This is a genomic window from Herbidospora cretacea (assembly GCF_001570605.1).
GTDB classification, from domain to species: Bacteria; Actinomycetota; Actinomycetes; order Streptosporangiales; family Streptosporangiaceae; genus Herbidospora; species Herbidospora cretacea.
This window is the reverse complement of sequence record NZ_BBXG01000006.1, coordinates 77,389-96,139: the sequence shown is the minus strand read 5'-3', so window position 1 is coordinate 96,139 and position 18,751 is coordinate 77,389. Positions and strand designations below refer to the sequence as shown.

Sequence of the window (18,751 nt, the reverse complement as noted above, 5' to 3'; positions counted from 1 at the left end):
GATGGACCCAGAGCTGATCAAGGACTGCGTGCACTGCGGGTTCTGCCTGCCGACGTGCCCGACCTACCTGCTGTGGGGCGAGGAGATGGACTCTCCGCGCGGCCGCATCCACCTGATGGCCCAGTACAACGAGGGCGCCGAGATGTCGCCCGAGATGGCGGGCCACTTCGACGCGTGCCTGGGCTGCATGGCGTGTGTGACGGCCTGCCCTTCGGGGGTTCAGTACGACAAGCTCATCGAGCACACCCGTCCGGTCGTCGAGCGGGAGCACACCCGGGAGCCGCGTGACCGGGCGGTCCGGGCGCTGGTGTTCGCGCTGTTCCCCTATCCCCGGCGGCTGCGCCTCGTCAAGCCGTTCACCCGGCTGAACCGGCGGCTCGCGCCGTTCCTGGCGCGGGTGCATCCGACCCTGGGGGCGCTGGCCGAGCTCACCCCGCCCCGGAGCCGCACCCGGCCGCTGCCCTCGCTGGTGCGGGCCCGGGGGCGGCGGCGGGCGCGGGTGGGCCTGCTGACCGGGTGTGTGCAGGGGGCGTTCTTCCCCGACGTCAACCGGGCCACCGCCCGGGTGCTGGCACTGGAGGGGTGTGACGTCGTCATCCCGCCGGGACAGGGGTGCTGCGGGGCGCTGTCCCTGCATTCCGGGTACGACGCCCACAAGTTCGCCAAGCGGACCATCGAGACGTTCGAGAAGGCCGGGGTCGACACCGTCGTGGTGAACGCGGCCGGGTGCGGGTCGTCGATGAAGGACTACGCCGACGTGCTCGCCGACGACCCCGGGTGGCGGCGGCGGGCCGAGTCGCTGAAGGTGCGCGACCTGGCCGAATACCTGGTCGAGCTCGGCCCGGTCGCCGAACGCCATCCGCTGCCGATGACCGTGGCCTACCACGACGCCTGCCACCTGGCCCACGCCCAGGGGGTGCGGGCGCAGCCGCGTGAGCTGCTGGAGGGGATCCCCGACCTGAAGGTGCGGGAGATCGCCGAGTCGGCCATCTGCTGCGGGTCGGCCGGGACGTACAACCTGTTCCAGCCCGCGCCCGCCCGGGAGCTGGGGGAACGCAAGGCCGCCCGGGTCGAGGAGACCGGGGCCGACCTGCTCGTCTCGGCCAACCCCGGCTGCACGATGCAGATCACCGCCGCGATGCGGCGCCTCGGGCGTCCGGTGATGCCGGTCGCCCACACCGCCCAGGTGCTCGACGCCTCGCTGCGGGGGCTCGGGGCGGTGCGGTGAGCGTCCAGTCGGTCGAACGCGCCCTCGACGTGCTCGAAGCCCTCGCCGACCACGGCGGCGAGGCCGGCCTGTCGGAGATCGCGGCCCGCACGGGCCTGCCCTACGGGACGATCCACCGCCTGTTGCAGACCCTTCTGCTGCGCGGGTACGTCCGGCAGGAGTCCGACCGCCGCTACGCGCTGGGCGGGGCCCTGGTCCGGATCGGCGGCGCGGCCGAGCGACTGGTGGGGGCCTGGGCCGAGCCCTACCTGACCAAGATGGTGGAGCTGTCCGGCGAGACGGCCAACATGGCGGTGCTCGAAGGCGACTTCGTGGTGTACGTCGCCCAGGTGCCCTCACCCCGCCGGTTGCGGATGTTCGCCGAGGTGGGCAGGCGGGTGCTGCCGCACAGCACGGCGGTGGGCAAGGTCCTGCTGGCCGACCACCCCCACGCGGCGGCGGTCTTCGGCCGGACCGGGCTCCCCCGCCGGACCGACCGGACCATCACCTCGATCGCGGCGATGATGAGCGAGCTGTCGGCGGTGGCCCACCAGGGATACGCGATGGACCTGGGCGAGGAGGAGTCGGGGGTGCACTGCCTGGCCGTCCCGGTCGCCGACGGCTCCCGCGTGGTCGCGGCCATGTCGGTGTCCGGCCCCGCCGAGCGGATCTCCGCCCTCGACCGCGACGAGCTGGCCCGGGGCCTGCGGAAGATCGCCGACGACTTCGGCGCGGAGGTGTACGGAGCCCGCGGCTAGTTTGTCGGGGGACGCGGTTAGGTTGAGGGCATGTGCCGAAGCATCAAGACGCTGCGCCCGCCGTTCACCGACGACGTCACCGACAACGACGTCGAGGCGGCCGCCCTCCAGTACGTCCGCAAGATCAGCGGTTTCCGCGCGCCGGCGGCCCACAACGCGGCGGCCTTCAACGAGGCCGTCGCGGAGATCACCGCCGCCAGCGCCAAACTGCTGGCGGCCCTGGAGGTCCGCGGCGCGAAAGCCTGACCGGCCCGATCAGGCACACTGGCTCAGCATGGTCTCCTTGTCCGCCGTGGTGACCGGGAGGTCATACTTCAGCGCGACCTGGGCGAACCTGACCACGTAGGAGCAGCGGATCTTCCGCACCGGCGGTAACCACGACGCCGGGCCGGAGTCGCTCTTCGAGGAGTTGGTCGAGCCGTCGACCGGGAGCAGGTTGAGCGGGTCGTTGGCGAGCCGCTTGCGCTCGGCGTCGCTCCAGCGCGAGGAGCCCATCTGCCAGCTGTACGACAGCGGGATGACGTGGTCGATCTGGACCTCCGACGCGTCTTCCTTCCGGAAGTCGATGGTCTTGCCCGTATACGGGTCGTCGAGGGTCATCGCCACCACGACGCAGTCGGAGCCGCTGCGGAACTCGACGTCCTCGCCGTCGCGCTGGAGCAGGTCGTTGCGGGTGTCGCAGCCGTTGCGCGCCAGCGGGATGCCGTCGGCGTTGTCGGCCCAGGCGTAGCCGAACTCGTCGCGGTCGTAGCCGGTCTTCGGGCCCCGGCCCTTGGTCTCGACCTTGCCGATCACCTCGCGGGCCTCCTTGAGGTCGGCCTCCGACGTGATCGCCTTGAGGCCCGCCTTGGTGCCTTCGGGGTTGTCGAGGGGGTTGGTCCCGGACGACGAGCCGCCCCCTCCCCCGGTGTCGCCCGGAGGCGCCGCCGCCTCGATCGCGCCGCAACCCGACACGAGTAATCCCGCCAGCACGAACCCGGCGCCCAGCTTTCGCAGCACCGCTCACCCCCAGGTCATGAAATCTCCTGCCCAGGTATAGCAAATGCCCAAATTTAGGGACTTAAGTGATCAGGATGCCGCCGTCCACCGGGATCACGGCCCCGGTCACGTAGGAGCCGGCGTCCGAGGCCAGGAAGACGGCCGCGCAGACCAGCTCCTCGGCCTCGCCCGCGCGCCCGGCGGGGACGCGGAGCTTGAGCATCGTCTCCAGGTAGCTCGCCGGATATTGGTCGGTCATCTCCGAGGCGAAGAAGCCCGGCTCCAGGCAGTTGACCCGGATCCCCTTGCGGCCCGTCCACTGCTGGGCCAGGTCCCTGGTCAGGCCGGTGATCGCCGCCTTCGACGCCGAGTAGGCGGCCTGCGGCAGCCCGCCGGTGGTCTCGCCGAGGATGCTGCCGATGTTCACGATCGACGAGCCCGGCCTCATCACCCGCGCGCACGCCTGGGCCATGAAGTAGGCCCCGTTGAGGTTGACGTCGACGACCGCCCGGAAGTCCTCGGGCGCCTCTTTCAGCGCGGGCACGGCGGTCCCGACCCCGGCGTTGTTGATCAGGATGTCGACCCCGCCGAGCTCGGCGACGGCCGCGGAGACCAGAGCCGCGCAGTCGGCGGGCGAGGTCACGTCGGTGGGCACCGCGACACAACGGCGGCCGGTCTCCTCGACCAGCCGCCGGGTCTCCTCCAGGCGTTCGGCCCGGCGCGCCCCGATGGCGACGTCGGCGCCGGCCTCGGCGAGCCCGCGGGCGAAGGCCACCCCCAGGCCGGACGAGGCCCCGGTGACGACCGCGACTTTCCCGTCGAGACGGAAACGTTCAAGAATCACGGCCGCCACCCTACCGAACCAAGTTCTAGAGGCCGTATTCCTTCACGATGTGCTCGTGGCGCTCGGCCTCGACGCCGACCTCGCGGGCCAGGTCGAGCCAGGCCAGCGGGTGGACCCACGTCTCGGTCACGTCGTCGAGGACGGCGTCGAGCTCGGTCGGGCTCGCGTCCGGCGGGATCGCGATCCAGCCGAACACGCCCGGGAGCTGCTCGCCGGTGCCGGGGTGGGTGACCTGGTAGTTCTTGTCGGAGTAGACCCACATCGGCCAGCCGCGCTCGGCCATCAGCTCGTCGAACTCGGCCCACTCTTCGTCGGTCGGGGCCGCGCCGTCGAAGAACCAGCTCGTGTAGCCGCCGGGACGGAGCATCGTGACCCCGGCGAACGGGATGACGAAGTTCTCCTTCTCCTCCTCGCTCTCCGGGACCGGCTCCAGCGGGCGGGGGTCGATGACGACGATGTCACCGGCGTTGTACTCCATGCCGCGCGGCTGCGGGATGGCCAGCCGCGCGGTGGCGGGGCCGGTGCGGACCGCGAGGACCTCGCGCTGGCTGCCGTCGGGGGCCGGGAGGATGGTCCGGATGAGGTGCCACTCCTCCTCGATCGGGCCCTCGGTCGACTGGATCGGCATGCCGAGCTTGGCCGCGCCCTTGCGGACGGTCACCCAGTCCTCGGCCGCCGTCGACAGCACGATCACGCGCCAGATGTCCTCTTCCTCGCCCTGCACGTCACCGTCGATGACCGGGCGGAGGATCTCGGCGGCCCGGACGTTGTCGCCCTGGTGCTGCACCGCGCCCGACCACAGGCGCAGGGCCTCCAGACCGGCGCCGCCCTTGGCCGCCTTCTCGGCCTCGTCGCCCGTCTCCTCCCAGCGCTCACGCGCGCGGTGGAGGCGGGCCAGGGCCAGGTGGGAGGCGGGGGCCTTGAGGCGGCCGGCGAGGTCGTGGACGCGTTCGTCCTGCTCGGCCTCGATGAGCAGGCCGGTCAGGTAGGCGATGTCCTCGGTGTCGGCCTGCGCCGGGTCGCCGTCGACGGCCGCCATCCGCCAGTAGATGTCGGCGCCGGTCGGCGCGTATCCGAGGAAGCCGAGCGTCGTGGTGTGGCGGCGGGTCGCCTCCAGGTCCTTGCCGGAGAGCGGCCAGAGCCAGCCGACCCAGCGCTCGGGGTCGGCGGTGCGGCCGTCGGCGGCGTCGAAGTAGGCGACCAGCTCGCCCTCGGGGCCGGGGGCGGGCGTCTCGATCGCGGCGTCGCACTCGGCGCGCAGCGCGGCGATCCGCTCGGCGACGTCGTCGGCCGACTTCAGGTCACGCGAGGCCGCCTCGGCCAGGTCGGCGAGCAGCCGGGCCTGCCAGACGCCCTGACGGCGCAGCGCCAGCCGCGCGCCGGTGAAGGCCAGTTCGAGGCGGGCGCGCGGGGAGCCCATCGTCTCGAAGTAGCTCATCCACTGGCGGACGATCCGGCCGAGCTGCCAGGAGTTCTGGATGGCGTCCTGCTCGGACAGCTTGAAGACGACCTGGGCCCACTCGACCCAGTCGCGCGGGTGTTCGCCCACGATGTCGAGGTCGGGCAGCGACTCGACGGCGTGCTGGACCTGGCCGAGCTCGACCAGGATCCGGGAGTGCAGGATGCCCTCGCGCCGGGCCTTGGCGACCGGGTCGTCGGGCTTGAAGGCGCCGGCCGCGTGGAGCGCGTTGAGCGCGTCCTGCGCGCGGCCGGAGGCCAGCAGCGCGCGGGCCGACATCGCGGCGAGCTCCCACGACGCCTCGCGCCCGGCGCCGCGCAGCCGCTCGACGGCGGCCTCGGCGTAGGCGACGGCCTCGGCGGGCTTGCCCGCGTCGAGCAGCGCCAGCACGTATTGAGTGGTCAGCCCCGAGAAGGCGAGCGAGTCGGGCCCCACGGTCTGCAGCGCGCGGCCGAGCGAACCGAGCCGCTCGTCGGCGTAGCCCGGCCCGTCGGTGTTGGCCTGAGCGATGGCCAGCACCTCGACGGCGCAGGAGGCCGCCGGGCAGTCGGCCACGTCGGCGCGGGCGGCGAAACTCACGAGCTCACGGGCGTCGTCGATGGCGACGGACCCGTTCGCGCGGTCGCCGACCCGGCCGATCAGATGCCAATAACGGGCGAACAGCTCAAGCCACGGCTGCTCCATGGTCTCGGCCTGCTGCGCGATCGCCGGGGCCACGACGTCGAGCTGGCCGTAGCGGCCTTCGAGGGCCTGCGCCGGAACGTCGCCCAGCGCCATCGCCAACCCGACATTTCCCGCTTCGTGCAGTTGCCGCTGGGTGCCGCCGACCCACGACCAGATGTCCACGTCCATGGGCAGCCAGTCTGCCAGGTCACCAGGGCTGCCCCAAACGTCCGCACGGCCGGGCGCGCTAATTCACACTGGCCTGTGCAACCTTGAGCAGCTCGCCCAGTTCCCTTGCCTCACCCTCGGTGAGCACGGTGTAAGCGGGCGCGACCAGCACGTCGGTCAGCTCCTCGGCGCGGGCGCGCTTGTCCAGGTCCTCCTCCGCCGGTACGGGATAGGGCTCCGGCCACGACAGAAACCTGGCGACCTCGGCAGTGCCGGCGGGCGTGCGCGGCATGCCGGCCTCCGCGCTGCCGACGAGTGTGGCCATGAGCGGGTCGAGCAGCCCGGCGGCCACCGCGATGGCGTGCATGCTGCCCCGGTGCTCCCGCGCGACCTGGAGGGCGTGGGCCGCGCGGGCCGGCGCGTCGTCCGGCATCGGGAGCGCCCGCCACCCGGCGAACAGGGGCGCGGCCAGCGGGGAGGCGTTCGAGGTGGCCTTGGTGAGGAGGTCGGCCAGCCGTCCGGCGCCGTCGAAGGCCAGGTTGCGGCGGCCCCAGGCGGCGCAGGCGCCGGCGTACAGGAGAGCGGCCTTCTCGGCCGGGAGCGACCGGCCGCCCTCCCACCGCGCGCGGACGAAGCCGGGCTCGAAGAACGTCGCGACGGCGATGACCACCTCGGCGTCGACCTCGCCCAGGACGCCGCAGCGGCCGCGGAAGTACATCTCCCACTGCCCGAGGCCGTGCTCGTCGCAGAGCGCCTTGACCTCGCGGGAGATCATGAACCTGCCTCCGAGCGACCCGATCGCCTTCTTGTACACGTCCGCCTCCTAGGTCTATGTAGCGAACCCAGGATGGAAGACAGAACAATATTCGGCAACCTAGCGATCGTGTCGGGAATCAGCCGTGGTAGTCGCCACTGGCCACGAGCTCGGCCGGGCCGGCCAGGTAGCTCGTGTCGGCGTCGAGGGTGATCGTCAGGGTTCCGCCGAGGACCCGCACAGACCAGACGCCCTCGGTCTCGCCCGCCGCGTGGGCCGCCGCCACCGCCGTCGCCACCGCGCCGGTCCCGCACGACCGGGTCTCGCCGGAGCCGCGCTCGTAGACGCGCATCGAGACCGAGTGGTCGCCGATGGGGTTGATCAACTCGATGTTGACCCCCTCGGGGAACGCGCGGCGGTCGAAGGAGGGCTGGGCGGAGAGGTCGAGCTCGGTCACCGGGTCGGTGATGACGCAGGCCAGGTGGGGGTTGCCGACGTTGACCCGCAGGCCCCGGTATTCGCGGCCGTTGAGGACGGTCCGGCTCTCGCCGGAGACCGACGGCCGTCCCATGTCGACCCGGACGTCGCCGGTGGCCCCGAGACTGACCTTGCGGACCCCGTTCCTGGTCGCCACGCCGAACTCGCCGGGATCGGCCAGGCCCGCGTCGACCAGGTAGCGGGCGAACACGCGCACCCCGTTGCCGCACATCTCTGCGAGGCTGCCGTCGGCGTTGCGGTAGTCCATGAACCACTCGGCGTCGGGAGCCTGGGACTCCACCTCGGGGACCAGCTTGGTCGGCACCACGTGGAGGACGCCGTCGCCGCCGATCCCCGCCCTGCGGTCGCAGATCCGGGCGACAAGGGGGGCGGGGAGGTCGAGACGCCCCTCTGGGTCGGGCAGCAGGACGAAGTCGTTCTCGGTCCCATGACCCTTCACGAAGCGCATGAGACAACTCTAATCGCTCGTGCGGGCAGGTCCGGGGCGTCGTAGGGCAGCCAGACCACCCTTGGATCGCGGCGGAACCACGACTCCTGCCTGCGCGCGAAGCGCCTGGTGGCCCTGATCGTCTCGTCGACGGCCTGCTCCTCGGTCCATTCGCCGTCGAGGTATTTGATCACCTGCGCGTATCCGAGCGCCCGCGACGCGGTCGGGCCGAGACCGGCCGCGTGCAGTTTCCGTGTCTCTTCCACGAAACCGGCCGCCCACATGCGGTGAACCCGGAGCCCGATGCGCTCGTCGAGCACCGGCCGGGGGATCTGGAGTCCGATCTGTACGGATCTGTACACCGACTCGTAGGACGGCATGGTGGCCGAGAAGGGCCGCCCGGACAGCTCGATGACCTCCAGGGCGCGGACCACCCGGCGGCCGTTGCTGGGCAGGATCGCCGCGGCGGCCACCGGGTCTTCGGCCTGGAGGCGGGCGTAGAGGGGCGCGACGCCCCCGTCGGCCAGCTCCCGCTCCAGCCTGGCCCGGATCGCGCTGTCGGTGCCGGGGAACTCCAGGTCGTCGAGGATCGCCCGGACGTACAGGCCGGAACCGCCCACGATCACGGGGGTGACCTCGCGGGCGAGGAGCCCGTCGATCAGCGGGCGGGCGATCCGCTGGTATTCGGCGACGCTGGCCGTCTGATCGACGTCCCAGATGTCGAACAAATGGTGGATGACACCTTTTCGTTCGGGGACGGTCAATTTGGCGGTGCCGATATCCATTCCTCGGTAAAGCTGCATCGAGTCGGCGTTCACCGCCTCGCCCCCGAGACGGATCGCCAATTCCACGGCCAGATCGGACTTCCCGGCCGCCGTGGGCCCCACGACGGCGATGACTGGTAGCTGCCCCACGCCCTCCAGTGTCCCAAGGTCCGGGGTAACAATGAGACGAGTGGCGCCCGTCAGCGTCACGATCGGGGGTACGACATGTCCATGTTCGACAAGGCCAAGGACAAACTCGGCGAGAACTCCGAGAAGGTGGAGGAAGCCGCCAAGAAGGGCGTCGACAAGGTCTCGGAGACCGCTCGCCACGCGACCGGCGGCAAGCACGACGACAAGATCGACAAGGTCGCCGACAAGGCCAAGGACGCGGCCGACAAGATCGACGACCAGCGGTAGGGGGAACTCTGATGTCGTTCATTGACAAGGTCAAGGACATGTTCGGCGGACACCACACCCACTCCGACCCGACATCTCCTGGACCCCAGCGCATGCCCGGAACCGAGAAAGAGGGCTTCCGTGACAAGGTGGAGGATTCCGTGAAGAACGGCATCGACTCCACCGCACGCAAGGCCGACGAGATGACCAAGGGCAAGTACCGCGACCAGATCAACCGCACCGCGGGCTCCGCCAGGAACGCCGCCGACAAGATCGACGGCAAGCGGGACTAGGCTCCCTCTGCCCCGCCCGCCCTCACGCCCGAGGGCGGGCCCTCGGGGACCCCGATCCTCAGAAGAGGGTGGGGGGCAGGTGGCCCTCCATGGTCAGGAGCCATCTCTTCGACTCGACACCGGTGCCGCCGGAGAACCCGCCCAGCCCGCCGCCGGCCACGACCCGGTGGCACGGCACGATGATCGGGATGGGATTGCTGCCCATGATCGACCCGATGGCCCGCGCCGGGATCCCCGTCTCGCCGGCCAGGTCGCCATAGGTCACCGCCCGCCCGTAGGGCACGCTCTCGAAGAGCAGCCCGAGCACCCGGCGCTGCGTCTTGGACATCAGCCGCCAGTCGATGGGAACGGTGAACTCCTTCAGCTCCCCGGCGAAATAGGCGGCGAGCTGGTCGCCCACGTCGTCGCGGACGTCATCCTCGGAGCGACCCGGCTCATCACCGGCTTCGGACGGATCACCGAGGAAAGGACGCATCCGCTCCTGGACGCGTTCACGGAACTCCGGAGTGTCCTCGAACGAGGTGGCCACCACACCCAGGGGGGTCACCGCCGCCACGACGAGACCGACGTCGGTCGGCACGGACACGAAACTCAGACCCATGCGCATCCTCCTGCGGTTCGTGCCGGAATCTGTCACAGCAAGCGGAGCGCGCGGATCCACCCCGAACCCGCGGCCGATTCCCGGAGCTGCCCTTCGGCCGGGCTGTCCGCGGCCGGGCGGGCGCCCGCATCGACCCTAGTCCGCGCCCCCGACAGAAGCGGACCTCCTACCATGAGGCGATGTCCAACCGTGAGCTGATCGTTCTCGGCACGTCGAGTGCGGTGCCGACGCGGTCGCGCAACCACAACGGCTACTTCCTCCGCTGGGACGACCAGGGCGTCCTGTTCGACCCCGGCGAGGGCACCCAGCGGCAGATGCGGCTCGCGGGGGTCAGCGCCCACGACGTCACCTGGATCTGCGTCACCCACTTCCACGGCGACCACTGCCTGGGCCTGCCCGGGGTCATCCAGCGGATCGCGCGTGACGGCGTGCCTCACGAGGTCACGGCCGTCTACCCGGCGAGCGGCGAGGACTACTGGCGGCGGCTCCGCCACGCCACCGCCTTCGGCGACACCTCGGTCATCACCCCGCGCCCGGTCGAGGGCGAGGTCGCGGCCCTTCCGATGAAGGGCCTCACGCTGACGGCCCGGCCGCTGTCCCACCCGGTCGACGCCTACGGCTACCGGCTCGACGAGCCGTCGGGCCGCCGGATGATCCCCGCCGAACTCGCCCGGCACGGGATCAGCGGCGCTCAGGTGGGCGAGATCCAGCGGGAGGGCCGCCTCGGCGAGGTCACCCTCGACCAGGTCAGCGAACCCCGTGTCGGCCAGAGCATGGCGTTCGTCATGGACACCAGGATGTGCGACAACGTCCACGCCCTGGCCGAGGGGGTCGACCTGCTCGTCATCGAGTCGACGTTCCTGTCGTCGGAGTCGGCCTTCGCCCGCGACTACGGCCATCTGACCGCCGCCCAGGCCGGGCAGGTCGCGGCGGCGGCGGGTGTGCGGAAACTGGTGCTGACCCATTTCTCCGAGCGCTACGTCCACGACGACGAGCGCCGTTTCGGCGATGAGGCCGCGAAGGCCTATTCGGGCGACATCGTGGTGGCCCGGGACCTTATGCGGGTGCCCGTGCCGAAACGCGGCCGATGACCCCTATGCGGTGAGCGCGGCCGTGACGTAGTAGGCCACGCCGTAGGGCGCGTCCGAATAGAGCAGTTCGGCGGGCCGGTCGGGCAGCGTCTGGAAGGCCGCACGCCCTTCGGCCCACATCTCGGCCGCCTCGCCGGGGTCGAGCGAGGCGGTCTCGCCGGTCACCAGCGCCGCCTCCATCCGCCGCGCGTAGGCCGCCGCCCCCGGGTGGAGGTATCCGGGCGACTTCTCGGTCAGCCGGGCAGAGCCGTCGCCCATGACCAGCAGCGCCACCCGGCCGGCCAGCTCGCCCACCCGTGATCCGAGGGCGCGGCAGTCGGCGGGGGCGGTGTCGTGGCGGAGGGATTCGAGGTGCAGCGGCACCTCGGAGGAGGCCAGGAGCCAGCGCCCGATCGTGAGCGAGAGCGGCAGGACCGGCGTCCCGCTCCCGACGGTGACGTCGCCGCCCCACGGCCGCAGCGTCCCGGCGGCGGTGGGGGGATGGACCCGCCCGGCGTCGGCGCCGCCCACGACCGCGATCAGATCCGGGGACGCGGAGTGGAGCACCGCCACGGCCCGGGCGCAGGCCGCCCGGAGGGGGTCGAGCTCGGCCGACGCGGCCCCGGCGAGAGAGGGGACGATCAGCGGTGGATTCGGGCACACGGCAGCGGCGACGAGCACCGCCTCAGCGTATCCACCGCTGATCGGTCCGGAGGCCCCCGATCAGGTCCCCGTCTCACAGCCCAGCCGGCCAAGGTCTATGGCCTCGCGCAGTCACAGCTGATGGCCTGTGATTCTGGCCCGGACCCCGTCGAGGTCGGCGCCACCACTCGGGCCTGGACGCTCAAGAAGTCGCTGCGGGCTCTGACAGATCAGTACCCGCCGATCGGCCCTCCAGGCTCGACCGCGCCCGCGTCGCCGGTCCGGTCGATGACGTCCGGGTCTTCCTGGGGGGCCTGGGTCGGTCTGGCCGCGGGCTTCTTGGTCGGCTTGAGGGCGGGCTTCTGCTGTCCGCTGGCGCTGCCGCTGCCCTGGTCGTCCGGCTCCGAGGAGCCTCCCGAAGCGACCGGGGTGTCCTCCCGCACGTCGTCCTGCACGTCTTCCGGCACGGCGGGGGCCTCGCCGCCGTCGGCCGCCACGTCGGGGGGCGACTCCGCCTCGGGCGGGCCGGCCTCTTCGACGTCCTGGGGCGCGGCCGAGGTCGCGACGGGCGCGGGGCCGGAGGCGGGGGGTGCCGAGTTTCCGTTGAGGGCGAGGCCGATGCCGGCTCCGCCGACGACCGCCACCAGAGCGCCTGCGACGATCGCGATCGTCTTGGTGTTGCCGCCTGACCGTGCGCGGCGGGGCGGGGATGCCTTCGGCGCGGATCGGTTCATGAGGGTGACTCCATGCTGCTTGGTTGAGGGTCCCAGCAGCCTAGCCACAATCCCGAAATCTAGGCCTATAAATGCCGATATAGGTACAAATCAGCGGTACCCGAAGTCCTGGGTCCACCACGGCCCCTCGGCCCCCAGCTTCAGGCCGACCCCGATCGCGGCCAGGTCGCAGTTGAGGATGTTGGCCCGGTGGCCGGGGCTGTCGAGCCAGGCCTGGACCACCTCGCGCGGCGTCGTCTGGCCTCGCGCGATGTTCTCGGCGGCGGGATAGTCGTAGCCGGCCGCCTCGATGCGGTCCCACGGGGAGCGGCCGTCGAGGGAGTCGTGGCTGAAGTAGTCGCGGGCCGACATGTCCGACGAGTGGAGCCGGGCCGCCTTGCGGAGGCGTTCGTCGATCCGCAGCGACCGGCAGCCCTCGGCCCGGCGGGCCACGTTGGTCAGCCGGACCACCTCGTCTTCGGCGGTCTTCAGCGAGCTGGAGGGCGCGGTGGCGGCGACGGGGGCGGTGCCGGCGCGCTCCTTGGCCGTCTTCCGGGCGGGCTTGTTGGTCTTCACCCGGACCGTCGGCTTCTGCTTGGGCGGGACGGGGCTGGGCTCCGCGCTCGGGACCGTGTAGGAGTCGACCGGCACGGGCGGCTCGCTGGCCATGTCGAACGCCCCGGTCTGCCCGCTCCCGCAGGCCGTCAGGAGCGCGGGCACCAGAAGAAGCCAGCCACGCTGCCGGAACGAGGGCATCCGGGACCTTCCTGTGTCACTCCGCGAACGGGTGACACACTAATCCCAGTAACGAATTCGCCGCACGCGAATCACGAAAGAATCACGACATCTCGGAACCGGTCGTCGCAGGTGGCGGAGCTAGGAGACCTCGCACCCCGAGACCACCGGCAGCGGCGCGGGCCGGCCGATGGTCGGCATGCCCAGGCTGACCCCCTTGGACGCGGCGGGCCGCCCCTGCCGGGCCTCCCACGCGTCGCCCGACCGGGTGCGCCGGACCGACACGACCTTGTCGGCCACCAGGTGGTGCGGCGCCGCGTAGGTCACCTCGGCCGTCACCATGTCGCCGGGCCGGGCATCGGCCCACGCCACGTGGACGAGCCGGTTGTCGGGGGCGCGGCCCGACAGACGCCGGGTCGCGTCGTCCTTGCGGCCCTCGCCCTCGGCGATCAGCACCTCGACGACCCGCCCGGTCTGCGCCCGGTTCTCGGCCCAGGCGATCTCCTCCTGGACGGCGATGAGGCGGTCGTACCGCTCCCGGACGACCTCCTTCGGCACCTGGTCGGGCATGGTCGCCGCCGGGGTGCCGGGCCGGATCGAATACTGGAAGGTGAAGGCGTTGGCGAAGCGCGACTCGCGCACCACGTCGAGGGTGGCCTGGAAGTCGTCCTCGGTCTCGCCGGGGAACCCGACGATGATGTCGGTCGAGATGGCGGCGTCGGGCATCGCGGCGCGGACCCGGGAGATGATCCCCAGGTACTTCTCCGCGCGGTAGGAGCGCCGCATCGCCTTGAGGACCCGGTCGGATCCCGACTGGAGCGGCATGTGGAGCTGGTGCATCACGTTGGGCGTCTCGGCCATCGCCGCGATCACGTCGTCGGTGAAGGCGGCGGGGTGGGGCGAGGTGAACCGCACCCGCTCCAGCCCGGAGATGTCGCCGCACGACCGCAGCAGCTTGCCGAACGCGAGCCGGTCGCCGAACTCGACGCCGTAGGTGTTCACGTTCTGCCCGAGGAGCGTGACCTCCATGACGCCCTGGTCGACCAAGGCCTGGATCTCGCCCAGGATGTCGCCGGGGCGGCGGTCCTTCTCCTTGCCGCGCAGCGCGGGCACGATGCAGAAGGTGCAGGTGTTGTTGCAGCCCACGGAGATGGCGACCCACGCGGCGTAGGCCGACTCGCGCTTGGTCGGCAGGGTCGACGGGAAGACGGTGAGCGACTCCTCCAGCTCGACCTGCGACTCCTGCGCGATGCGGGCGCGTTCGAGGAGGGCCGGCAGGGAGCCGATGTTGTGGGTGCCGAAGACCACGTCGACCCACGGCGCGCGCCGGACGATCTCGCCCTGGTCCTTCTGCGCCATGCAGCCGCCCACGGCGATCTGCATGCCCTCGCGGGCGGCCTTGACCGGGCGCAGGTGGCCGAGGTTGCCGTAGAGGCGGTTGTCGGCGTTCTCGCGCACGGCGCAGGTGTTGAACACGAGCACGTCCGGGGTGTCACCCTCGGGGGCGCGGACGTAGCCGGCGTCTTCGAGCAGGCCGGAGAGGCGCTCGGAGTCGTGGACGTTCATCTGGCACCCGTAGGTCCGTACTTCGTACGTGCGGGTGCTCTCCTCTGTCGCAGTCATCTCAGTCCACAAGCCTAGGCGCTCCCGGGAGCCCGCCGAGCCCGCGGAGCTCCGGGACATTGTCCCGGGTACTCGGGCATGTCTGTCTATATCCTGACGTGCGATGACAACGAGATGGGCCGTCGGGGTGAGCGGGCTCGCGGCGGCGGCCGTGGCGCTCGTCCTCGGGCTGGTCAACGGGCTCGGCGTGGTCGCGCTCAGTCATCTGGTCTACGCGGCGGCGTGCGTGCTGATCGGCGCGATCATCAAGGCGAACCGGCCCCGCAACGCCGTGGGAACGCTCCTGCTGACCGCCGGGCTCTCGTTCACCGCCCTCGACTTCTGCGGGCAGCTCGCGCTCTGGCGGCCGGAGCTGTCGCTGCTGGCCTGGCCGCAGACCTTCCTGTGGGTGCCCGCCAACCTGGCGATGGCCGCGATCCCCTTCTGCTTCCCCGACCGGCCGCTCCCCGCCCCGAGGATCACGGTCGCCCTCGTGGCGCTCGCCGCGCTCCCCTGCGCGTTCGCGCCGGGGACCAACCAGCAGCTCGGCTACGGCACCGCGATGCGCAACCCCTTCGGGATCGAGGCCCTGGCCGGTGTCGCGAGGTTCACCGAGCCCGCGATCACCGTGGTCGCGGGGCTGATCTTCCTCGTCGGCGCCGCCGACCTGGTCAGGAGGGCGCGGCGGATCGAGCGGGCCCAGGTCCAGTGGCTCGTCTACGCCGTCACGATCGCCGGCCTGATGATCGTGCTCCGCTTGTTCGCGGGCCTGAACGACGACATCCCGGACGCCATCTGGCCGATCGACAGCGGCTTCTGGGAGATCGCCGGAACAGCCGCGATCACCTTCGTGATGGCCGCCATCGGCATCGCGATCGTGCGGCACGGCCTGTTCGACATCGAGCTGGTCATCAACCGCACGCTCGTCTACGCCGTCCTCACCGCCTTCGTGACCGGCGGATACGTCGCCGTCGTCGCCTATCTGGGCGCGGTCTTCCAGAGTCAGGGGCTCCCGCTGGCGGTGACCGCCGCCGGGGTGGTCGCCCTCGTCTTCGCGCCGCTCCGGGCGCGGGTGCAGCGCGCCGTCAACGTGCTCATGTACGGCCGCCGCGACGACCCCTACGCCGCCATCGCCCACCTGGGCCGCAGCCTGGAGGTCCGGCCCGGCGCCCAGGCGGCGGCCGAGTCGGTGGCCGAGGCGCTGAAGCTCCCCCACGCGGCGGTGGAGCCTCTCGGGGTGGCCGGGGACCCGGGGCTGGTGCGCCTGCCGCTCACGTACCGGAACGAGCTCGTCGGGCATCTCGCCCTCGCGCCCCGGGCGGGGCAGAAGGGCTTCAGCGCCCGCGACCTGCGGCTGCTGGAGGATCTGGCCCGGCAGATGGGGCCGGTCGTGCACGCCGAACGGCTGGCCGCCGACCTGCGGGTCTCCCGGGAGCGGCTGGTGCTGGCCCGGGAGGAGGAGCGCAGACGGCTGCGGCGAGACCTGCACGACGGGCTCGGGCCGACGCTGGCCGCGCTGACGATGCGCGCCGAGGCGGTCCAGGACCTGGTCGCCGACCCACGGGCGCGGGCCCTGCTGGAGGAGATGATCGGGGCGGCCCAGGCCGCCACCGCCGACGTGCGGGCCCTCATCGAGGGGCTGCGGCCGCCCGCGCTCGACACCCTCGGGCTCCTCGGGGCGCTCCGGGCCCACGTGGCGGGACTGCCGGGAGAGCCGCGCGTAGGTCTCGATCTGCCCGTCGAGCTGCCCGAACTGTCGGCGGCGACCGAAGTGGCGGCCTACCATATTGCTGTCGAGGCGATGAACAACGCCCGCCGCCACTCCGGCGCCGGGACCGTCACGCTCCGGCTTGTCCCCTGGAAGAATCTGCTGGTCGAAGTCGTCGACGACGGCTGCGGGGCCGATGGGCCTCCGGGCATCGGCCTGACGTCCATGCGCGAACGGGCCACCGAGTTGGGCGGCTCCTTTGTGATCATCACTGCGCGCGGCACGACCGTTCGCGCGCAGTTGCCAATGGGAGCCTGAATGGAACAGATCCGCGTCCTGCTCGTCGACGACCACGCCGCGTTCCGGGCGGGCCTGACGGCCCTGCTCAAACCGGTGGCCGGCATCCAGATCGCCGACGAGGCGTCCTCGGGTGAGCAGGCCCTGGCCCTCGTCGGCCAGGTGCAGCCCGACGTCGTCCTGATGGACCTGGCGATGCCGGGGATGGGCGGGGTGGCCGCGACCGAACGGCTGGTCCGCGACCACCCGCACATCCGGGTGCTGGTGCTGAGCATGGCCGACGACGACGACTCGGTCTTCGCGGCGCTGCGGGCGGGCGCCCTCGGCTACGTGCTGAAGGGGGCCAGGAAGGCCGAGCTGGTGCGGTCGATCCTGGCCGTCCACGGCGGTGAGGCGATCTTCGGGCCGGCCATCGCGTCCCGGCTGACCGGCTACTTCACCGGCCTGGCCAAGCGGGAGCAGGGGTTCCCCGAGCTGACCGTACGGGAGCGGGAGATCCTCTCCCTGATGGCCGCTCACATGACCAACCCGCACATCTCCGAGCGGCTCGGGCTGAGCGGCAAGACGGTCCGCAACCACGTGTCCAACATCTTCGCCAAGCTCCAGGTCGCCGACCGGGCCGAGGCGATCACGCGGGCACGGGACTCGGGGTTCTGATCACCGCGCGCGCCACCCAGGCAAGCGCGGCCAGCTCCAGCAGCGAGCCGATCGACTGCATGGCGGGCGAGGTGCTCGCCACCACGAACGGCCAGACGATCCCGGCGACCACCGCGACCGGCACCCACCACGGCGCGGCCCTCTTGACCGCCAGTCCGACGACCAGGACCAGGGTGCCCACGTGGGTGAGGAAGCCGGGCAGCAGCATGCCGAACACGAAGCCCGGCAGCTCGCCGGCGGCGGCCGTGACCTGCCGGGCCGTCTCGGCGGGCACGGTCTGGGCCAGCGCCAGGTCGTAGAAGTCGGTCATGAACAGGGTGCACGCCGAGGCCGCGCCGAACAGGCCCAGGGTCAGGCCCGTGTTGGCCAGCGCCCTGGCCCTCGGATAGAGGGGCGCGGCCAGGCCGAACAGCGCCGGGATCATGGCGAGGGTGGCGTACAGGAAGAGCAGGCCGCTGACCTGCACCTGGCCCGGCATGGAGGCGAACAGGACGGGGTCGTGCTCCTCGCTGGGCGGTGAGGTGAGGAAGGCGGCGAACAGCAGGACGGGCCACGCGATCAGCGCGCCGGCGGCGACGGTGCGCCGGTAGGTATCGGTCATGCCCTCAGCCAACCGACCTCCGGCCCCAAATCTCATGAGTCAGACTCGGGAAAAATGTCCCGGGCAGCCGGGATGACCAGGACAGAGTCGTGATGTGATCGGTATAACTCCGCTGCTGACTTGGAGATATCGGCCCCTTTACTTTGAAGGCCATGACGGAAGCCGTGGGATCGACTTCTCTGGTCAGACTTGAGAACGTCAACAAGCACTTCGGCGCTTTGCATGTGCTGAAGGACATCGACCTCGACATCGCGCGAGGCGAGGTCGTGGTCGCCATCGGCCCCTCGGGGGCCGGCAAGTCGACCCTCTGCCGGGTGATCAACCGGCTCGAGACCATCGACTCGGGCACCATCACCTTCGACGGGCAGAGCCTCGCCGTCGAGGGCCGCGCGCTGGCCCGGCTGCGCTCCGAGGTCGGCATGGTGTTCCAGTCGTTCAACCTGTTCGCCCACAAGACGATCCTCGAGAACGTCACCCTCGGGCCGATCAAGGTGCGCAAGATCGCCCGCCCGGAGGCCGAGAAGCGCGGCATGGAGCTCCTGGAGCGGGTCGGCATCGCCTCGCAGGCGCAGAAGTACCCCGCCCAGCTCTCCGGCGGCCAGCAGCAGCGCGTGGCCATCGCCCGCGCCCTGGCCATGGACCCGAAGATGATCCTCTTCGACGAGCCGACCTCGGCGCTGGACCCCGAGATGGTCCAGGAGGTGCTCGACGTCATGATCTCGCTGGCGAGAGACGGCATGACCATGCTCGTCGTGACCCACGAGATGGGGTTCGCCCGGCGGGCGGCCAACCGGGTGGTCTTCATGGCCGACGGCGCGGTCGTCGAGCAGAACACCCCCGACGAGTTCTTCACGAATCCGGGCACCGACCGTGCCCGCGATTTCCTCAGCAAGATCCTCACACACTGAAGGTGGCT

21 protein-coding genes are annotated in these 18,751 nt (G+C 71.4%); 9 read left to right on the top strand and 12 right to left on the bottom strand.

Annotation, left to right across the window (positions count from 1 at the left end):
• The first annotated feature begins 1 nt into the window (after position 1).
• Genes AW270_RS13150 through AW270_RS13140 form a run of 3 tightly spaced genes read left to right on the top strand, consistent with a single transcriptional unit; the run spans position 2 to position 2,211 of the window.
• On the top strand, positions 2 to 1,228 hold the full coding sequence (locus AW270_RS13150) for a (Fe-S)-binding protein (RefSeq protein ID WP_061294404.1): 1,227 nt from the start codon (positions 2 to 4) through the stop codon (positions 1,226 to 1,228).
• The gene (locus tag AW270_RS13145) at positions 1,225 to 1,965 is read left to right on the top strand and encodes an IclR family transcriptional regulator (RefSeq protein WP_061294402.1); all 741 of its coding nucleotides are present in this window, start codon (positions 1,225 to 1,227) and stop codon (positions 1,963 to 1,965) included. The genes AW270_RS13150 and AW270_RS13145 overlap by 4 nt, the downstream gene beginning before the upstream one ends.
• Before the next feature lie 30 nt (positions 1,966 to 1,995).
• Positions 1,996 to 2,211, top strand: coding sequence for a DUF2277 family protein (locus AW270_RS13140; protein WP_061294400.1), 216 nt, complete (start codon positions 1,996 to 1,998; stop codon positions 2,209 to 2,211).
• A 9-nt stretch (positions 2,212 to 2,220) separates the two neighbouring features.
• On the opposite strand, the gene AW270_RS13135 is transcribed toward AW270_RS13140, so the two are convergent.
• The 6 genes from AW270_RS13135 to miaA all read right to left on the bottom strand — a co-directional run bounded on the left by AW270_RS13135 (position 2,221) and on the right by miaA (position 8,670).
• Positions 2,221 to 2,964: an HNH endonuclease family protein gene (locus tag AW270_RS13135; RefSeq protein ID WP_061294399.1), complete on the bottom strand. Its 744-nt coding sequence runs from the start codon at positions 2,962 to 2,964 to the stop codon at positions 2,221 to 2,223.
• A gap of 61 nt (positions 2,965 to 3,025) precedes the next feature.
• The gene (locus AW270_RS13130; RefSeq protein ID WP_245674691.1) at positions 3,026 to 3,787 is read right to left on the bottom strand and encodes an SDR family NAD(P)-dependent oxidoreductase; all 762 of its coding nucleotides are present in this window, start codon (positions 3,785 to 3,787) and stop codon (positions 3,026 to 3,028) included.
• Between the two features lie 25 nt (positions 3,788 to 3,812).
• Complete coding sequence (locus AW270_RS13125; protein ID WP_061294397.1) at positions 3,813 to 6,098, bottom strand: hypothetical protein; 2,286 nt, start codon at positions 6,096 to 6,098, stop codon at positions 3,813 to 3,815.
• Positions 6,099 to 6,156: 58 nt separating this feature from the next.
• Entirely contained in the window at positions 6,157 to 6,891 is a 735-nt protein-coding gene (locus AW270_RS13120) for an SCO6745 family protein (RefSeq protein ID WP_061294395.1), read from the bottom strand.
• A 79-nt stretch (positions 6,892 to 6,970) separates the two neighbouring features.
• A complete protein-coding gene (gene dapF, locus AW270_RS13115) occupies positions 6,971 to 7,777 on the bottom strand; it encodes a diaminopimelate epimerase (RefSeq protein ID WP_061294393.1) in 807 nt (268 codons plus the stop codon).
• On the bottom strand, positions 7,765 to 8,670 hold the full coding sequence (gene miaA, locus AW270_RS13110) for a tRNA (adenosine(37)-N6)-dimethylallyltransferase MiaA (protein WP_061294391.1): 906 nt from the start codon (positions 8,668 to 8,670) through the stop codon (positions 7,765 to 7,767). The genes dapF and miaA overlap by 13 nt, the downstream gene beginning before the upstream one ends.
• Before the next feature lie 75 nt (positions 8,671 to 8,745).
• On the opposite strand from miaA, the gene AW270_RS13105 reads away from it, so the two are divergent.
• Both AW270_RS13105 and AW270_RS13100 read left to right on the top strand, forming a co-directional pair.
• Positions 8,746 to 8,937 (top strand): Rv0909 family putative TA system antitoxin, encoded by a 192-nt coding sequence (locus tag AW270_RS13105; protein ID WP_061294389.1) that lies wholly within the window; start codon positions 8,746 to 8,748, stop codon positions 8,935 to 8,937.
• An 11-nt stretch (positions 8,938 to 8,948) separates the two neighbouring features.
• Complete coding sequence (locus tag AW270_RS13100; RefSeq protein ID WP_061294387.1) at positions 8,949 to 9,209, top strand: antitoxin; 261 nt, start codon at positions 8,949 to 8,951, stop codon at positions 9,207 to 9,209.
• Between the two features lie 58 nt (positions 9,210 to 9,267).
• On the opposite strand, the gene AW270_RS13095 is transcribed toward AW270_RS13100, so the two are convergent.
• The gene (locus AW270_RS13095) at positions 9,268 to 9,810 is read right to left on the bottom strand and encodes a methylated-DNA--[protein]-cysteine S-methyltransferase (RefSeq protein WP_245674690.1); all 543 of its coding nucleotides are present in this window, start codon (positions 9,808 to 9,810) and stop codon (positions 9,268 to 9,270) included.
• A gap of 179 nt (positions 9,811 to 9,989) precedes the next feature.
• Between AW270_RS13095 and AW270_RS13090 the strand changes: the two genes are divergently transcribed.
• The gene (locus AW270_RS13090) at positions 9,990 to 10,901 is read left to right on the top strand and encodes a ribonuclease Z (RefSeq protein ID WP_061294383.1); all 912 of its coding nucleotides are present in this window, start codon (positions 9,990 to 9,992) and stop codon (positions 10,899 to 10,901) included.
• Positions 10,902 to 10,904: 3 nt separating this feature from the next.
• On the opposite strand, the gene AW270_RS13085 is transcribed toward AW270_RS13090, so the two are convergent.
• The 4 genes from AW270_RS13085 to miaB all read right to left on the bottom strand — a co-directional run bounded on the left by AW270_RS13085 (position 10,905) and on the right by miaB (position 14,593).
• Positions 10,905 to 11,561: a class III extradiol ring-cleavage dioxygenase family protein gene (locus AW270_RS13085; protein WP_061294381.1), complete on the bottom strand. Its 657-nt coding sequence runs from the start codon at positions 11,559 to 11,561 to the stop codon at positions 10,905 to 10,907.
• Between the two features lie 191 nt (positions 11,562 to 11,752).
• Positions 11,753 to 12,256 carry a hypothetical protein gene (locus AW270_RS13080; RefSeq protein WP_061294379.1) on the bottom strand — a complete coding sequence of 168 codons (504 nt, stop codon included), beginning with the start codon at positions 12,254 to 12,256 and terminating at the stop codon, positions 11,753 to 11,755.
• A gap of 90 nt (positions 12,257 to 12,346) precedes the next feature.
• On the bottom strand, positions 12,347 to 12,955 hold the full coding sequence (locus AW270_RS13075; RefSeq protein WP_218009206.1) for a CAP domain-containing protein: 609 nt from the start codon (positions 12,953 to 12,955) through the stop codon (positions 12,347 to 12,349).
• Between the two features lie 156 nt (positions 12,956 to 13,111).
• Entirely contained in the window at positions 13,112 to 14,593 is a 1,482-nt protein-coding gene (gene miaB, locus AW270_RS13070) for a tRNA (N6-isopentenyl adenosine(37)-C2)-methylthiotransferase MiaB (protein WP_061294375.1), read from the bottom strand.
• A gap of 103 nt (positions 14,594 to 14,696) precedes the next feature.
• On the opposite strand from miaB, the gene AW270_RS13065 reads away from it, so the two are divergent.
• Both AW270_RS13065 and AW270_RS13060 read left to right on the top strand, forming a co-directional pair.
• On the top strand, positions 14,697 to 16,598 hold the full coding sequence (locus AW270_RS13065; RefSeq protein WP_157521923.1) for a sensor histidine kinase: 1,902 nt from the start codon (positions 14,697 to 14,699) through the stop codon (positions 16,596 to 16,598).
• Complete coding sequence (locus AW270_RS13060; protein ID WP_082801522.1) at positions 16,599 to 17,234, top strand: response regulator transcription factor; 636 nt, start codon at positions 16,599 to 16,601, stop codon at positions 17,232 to 17,234.
• Here AW270_RS13060 and AW270_RS13055 read toward each other — a convergent pair.
• Positions 17,206 to 17,835 (bottom strand): hypothetical protein, encoded by a 630-nt coding sequence (locus AW270_RS13055; RefSeq protein WP_061294371.1) that lies wholly within the window; start codon positions 17,833 to 17,835, stop codon positions 17,206 to 17,208. The genes AW270_RS13060 and AW270_RS13055 overlap by 29 nt on opposite strands.
• Positions 17,836 to 17,987: 152 nt before the next feature.
• On the opposite strand from AW270_RS13055, the gene AW270_RS13050 reads away from it, so the two are divergent.
• Positions 17,988 to 18,743, top strand: a complete 756-nt coding sequence (locus AW270_RS13050; RefSeq protein WP_082801521.1) for an amino acid ABC transporter ATP-binding protein — start codon at positions 17,988 to 17,990, stop codon at positions 18,741 to 18,743.
• Positions 18,744 to 18,751 lie beyond the last annotated feature (8 nt).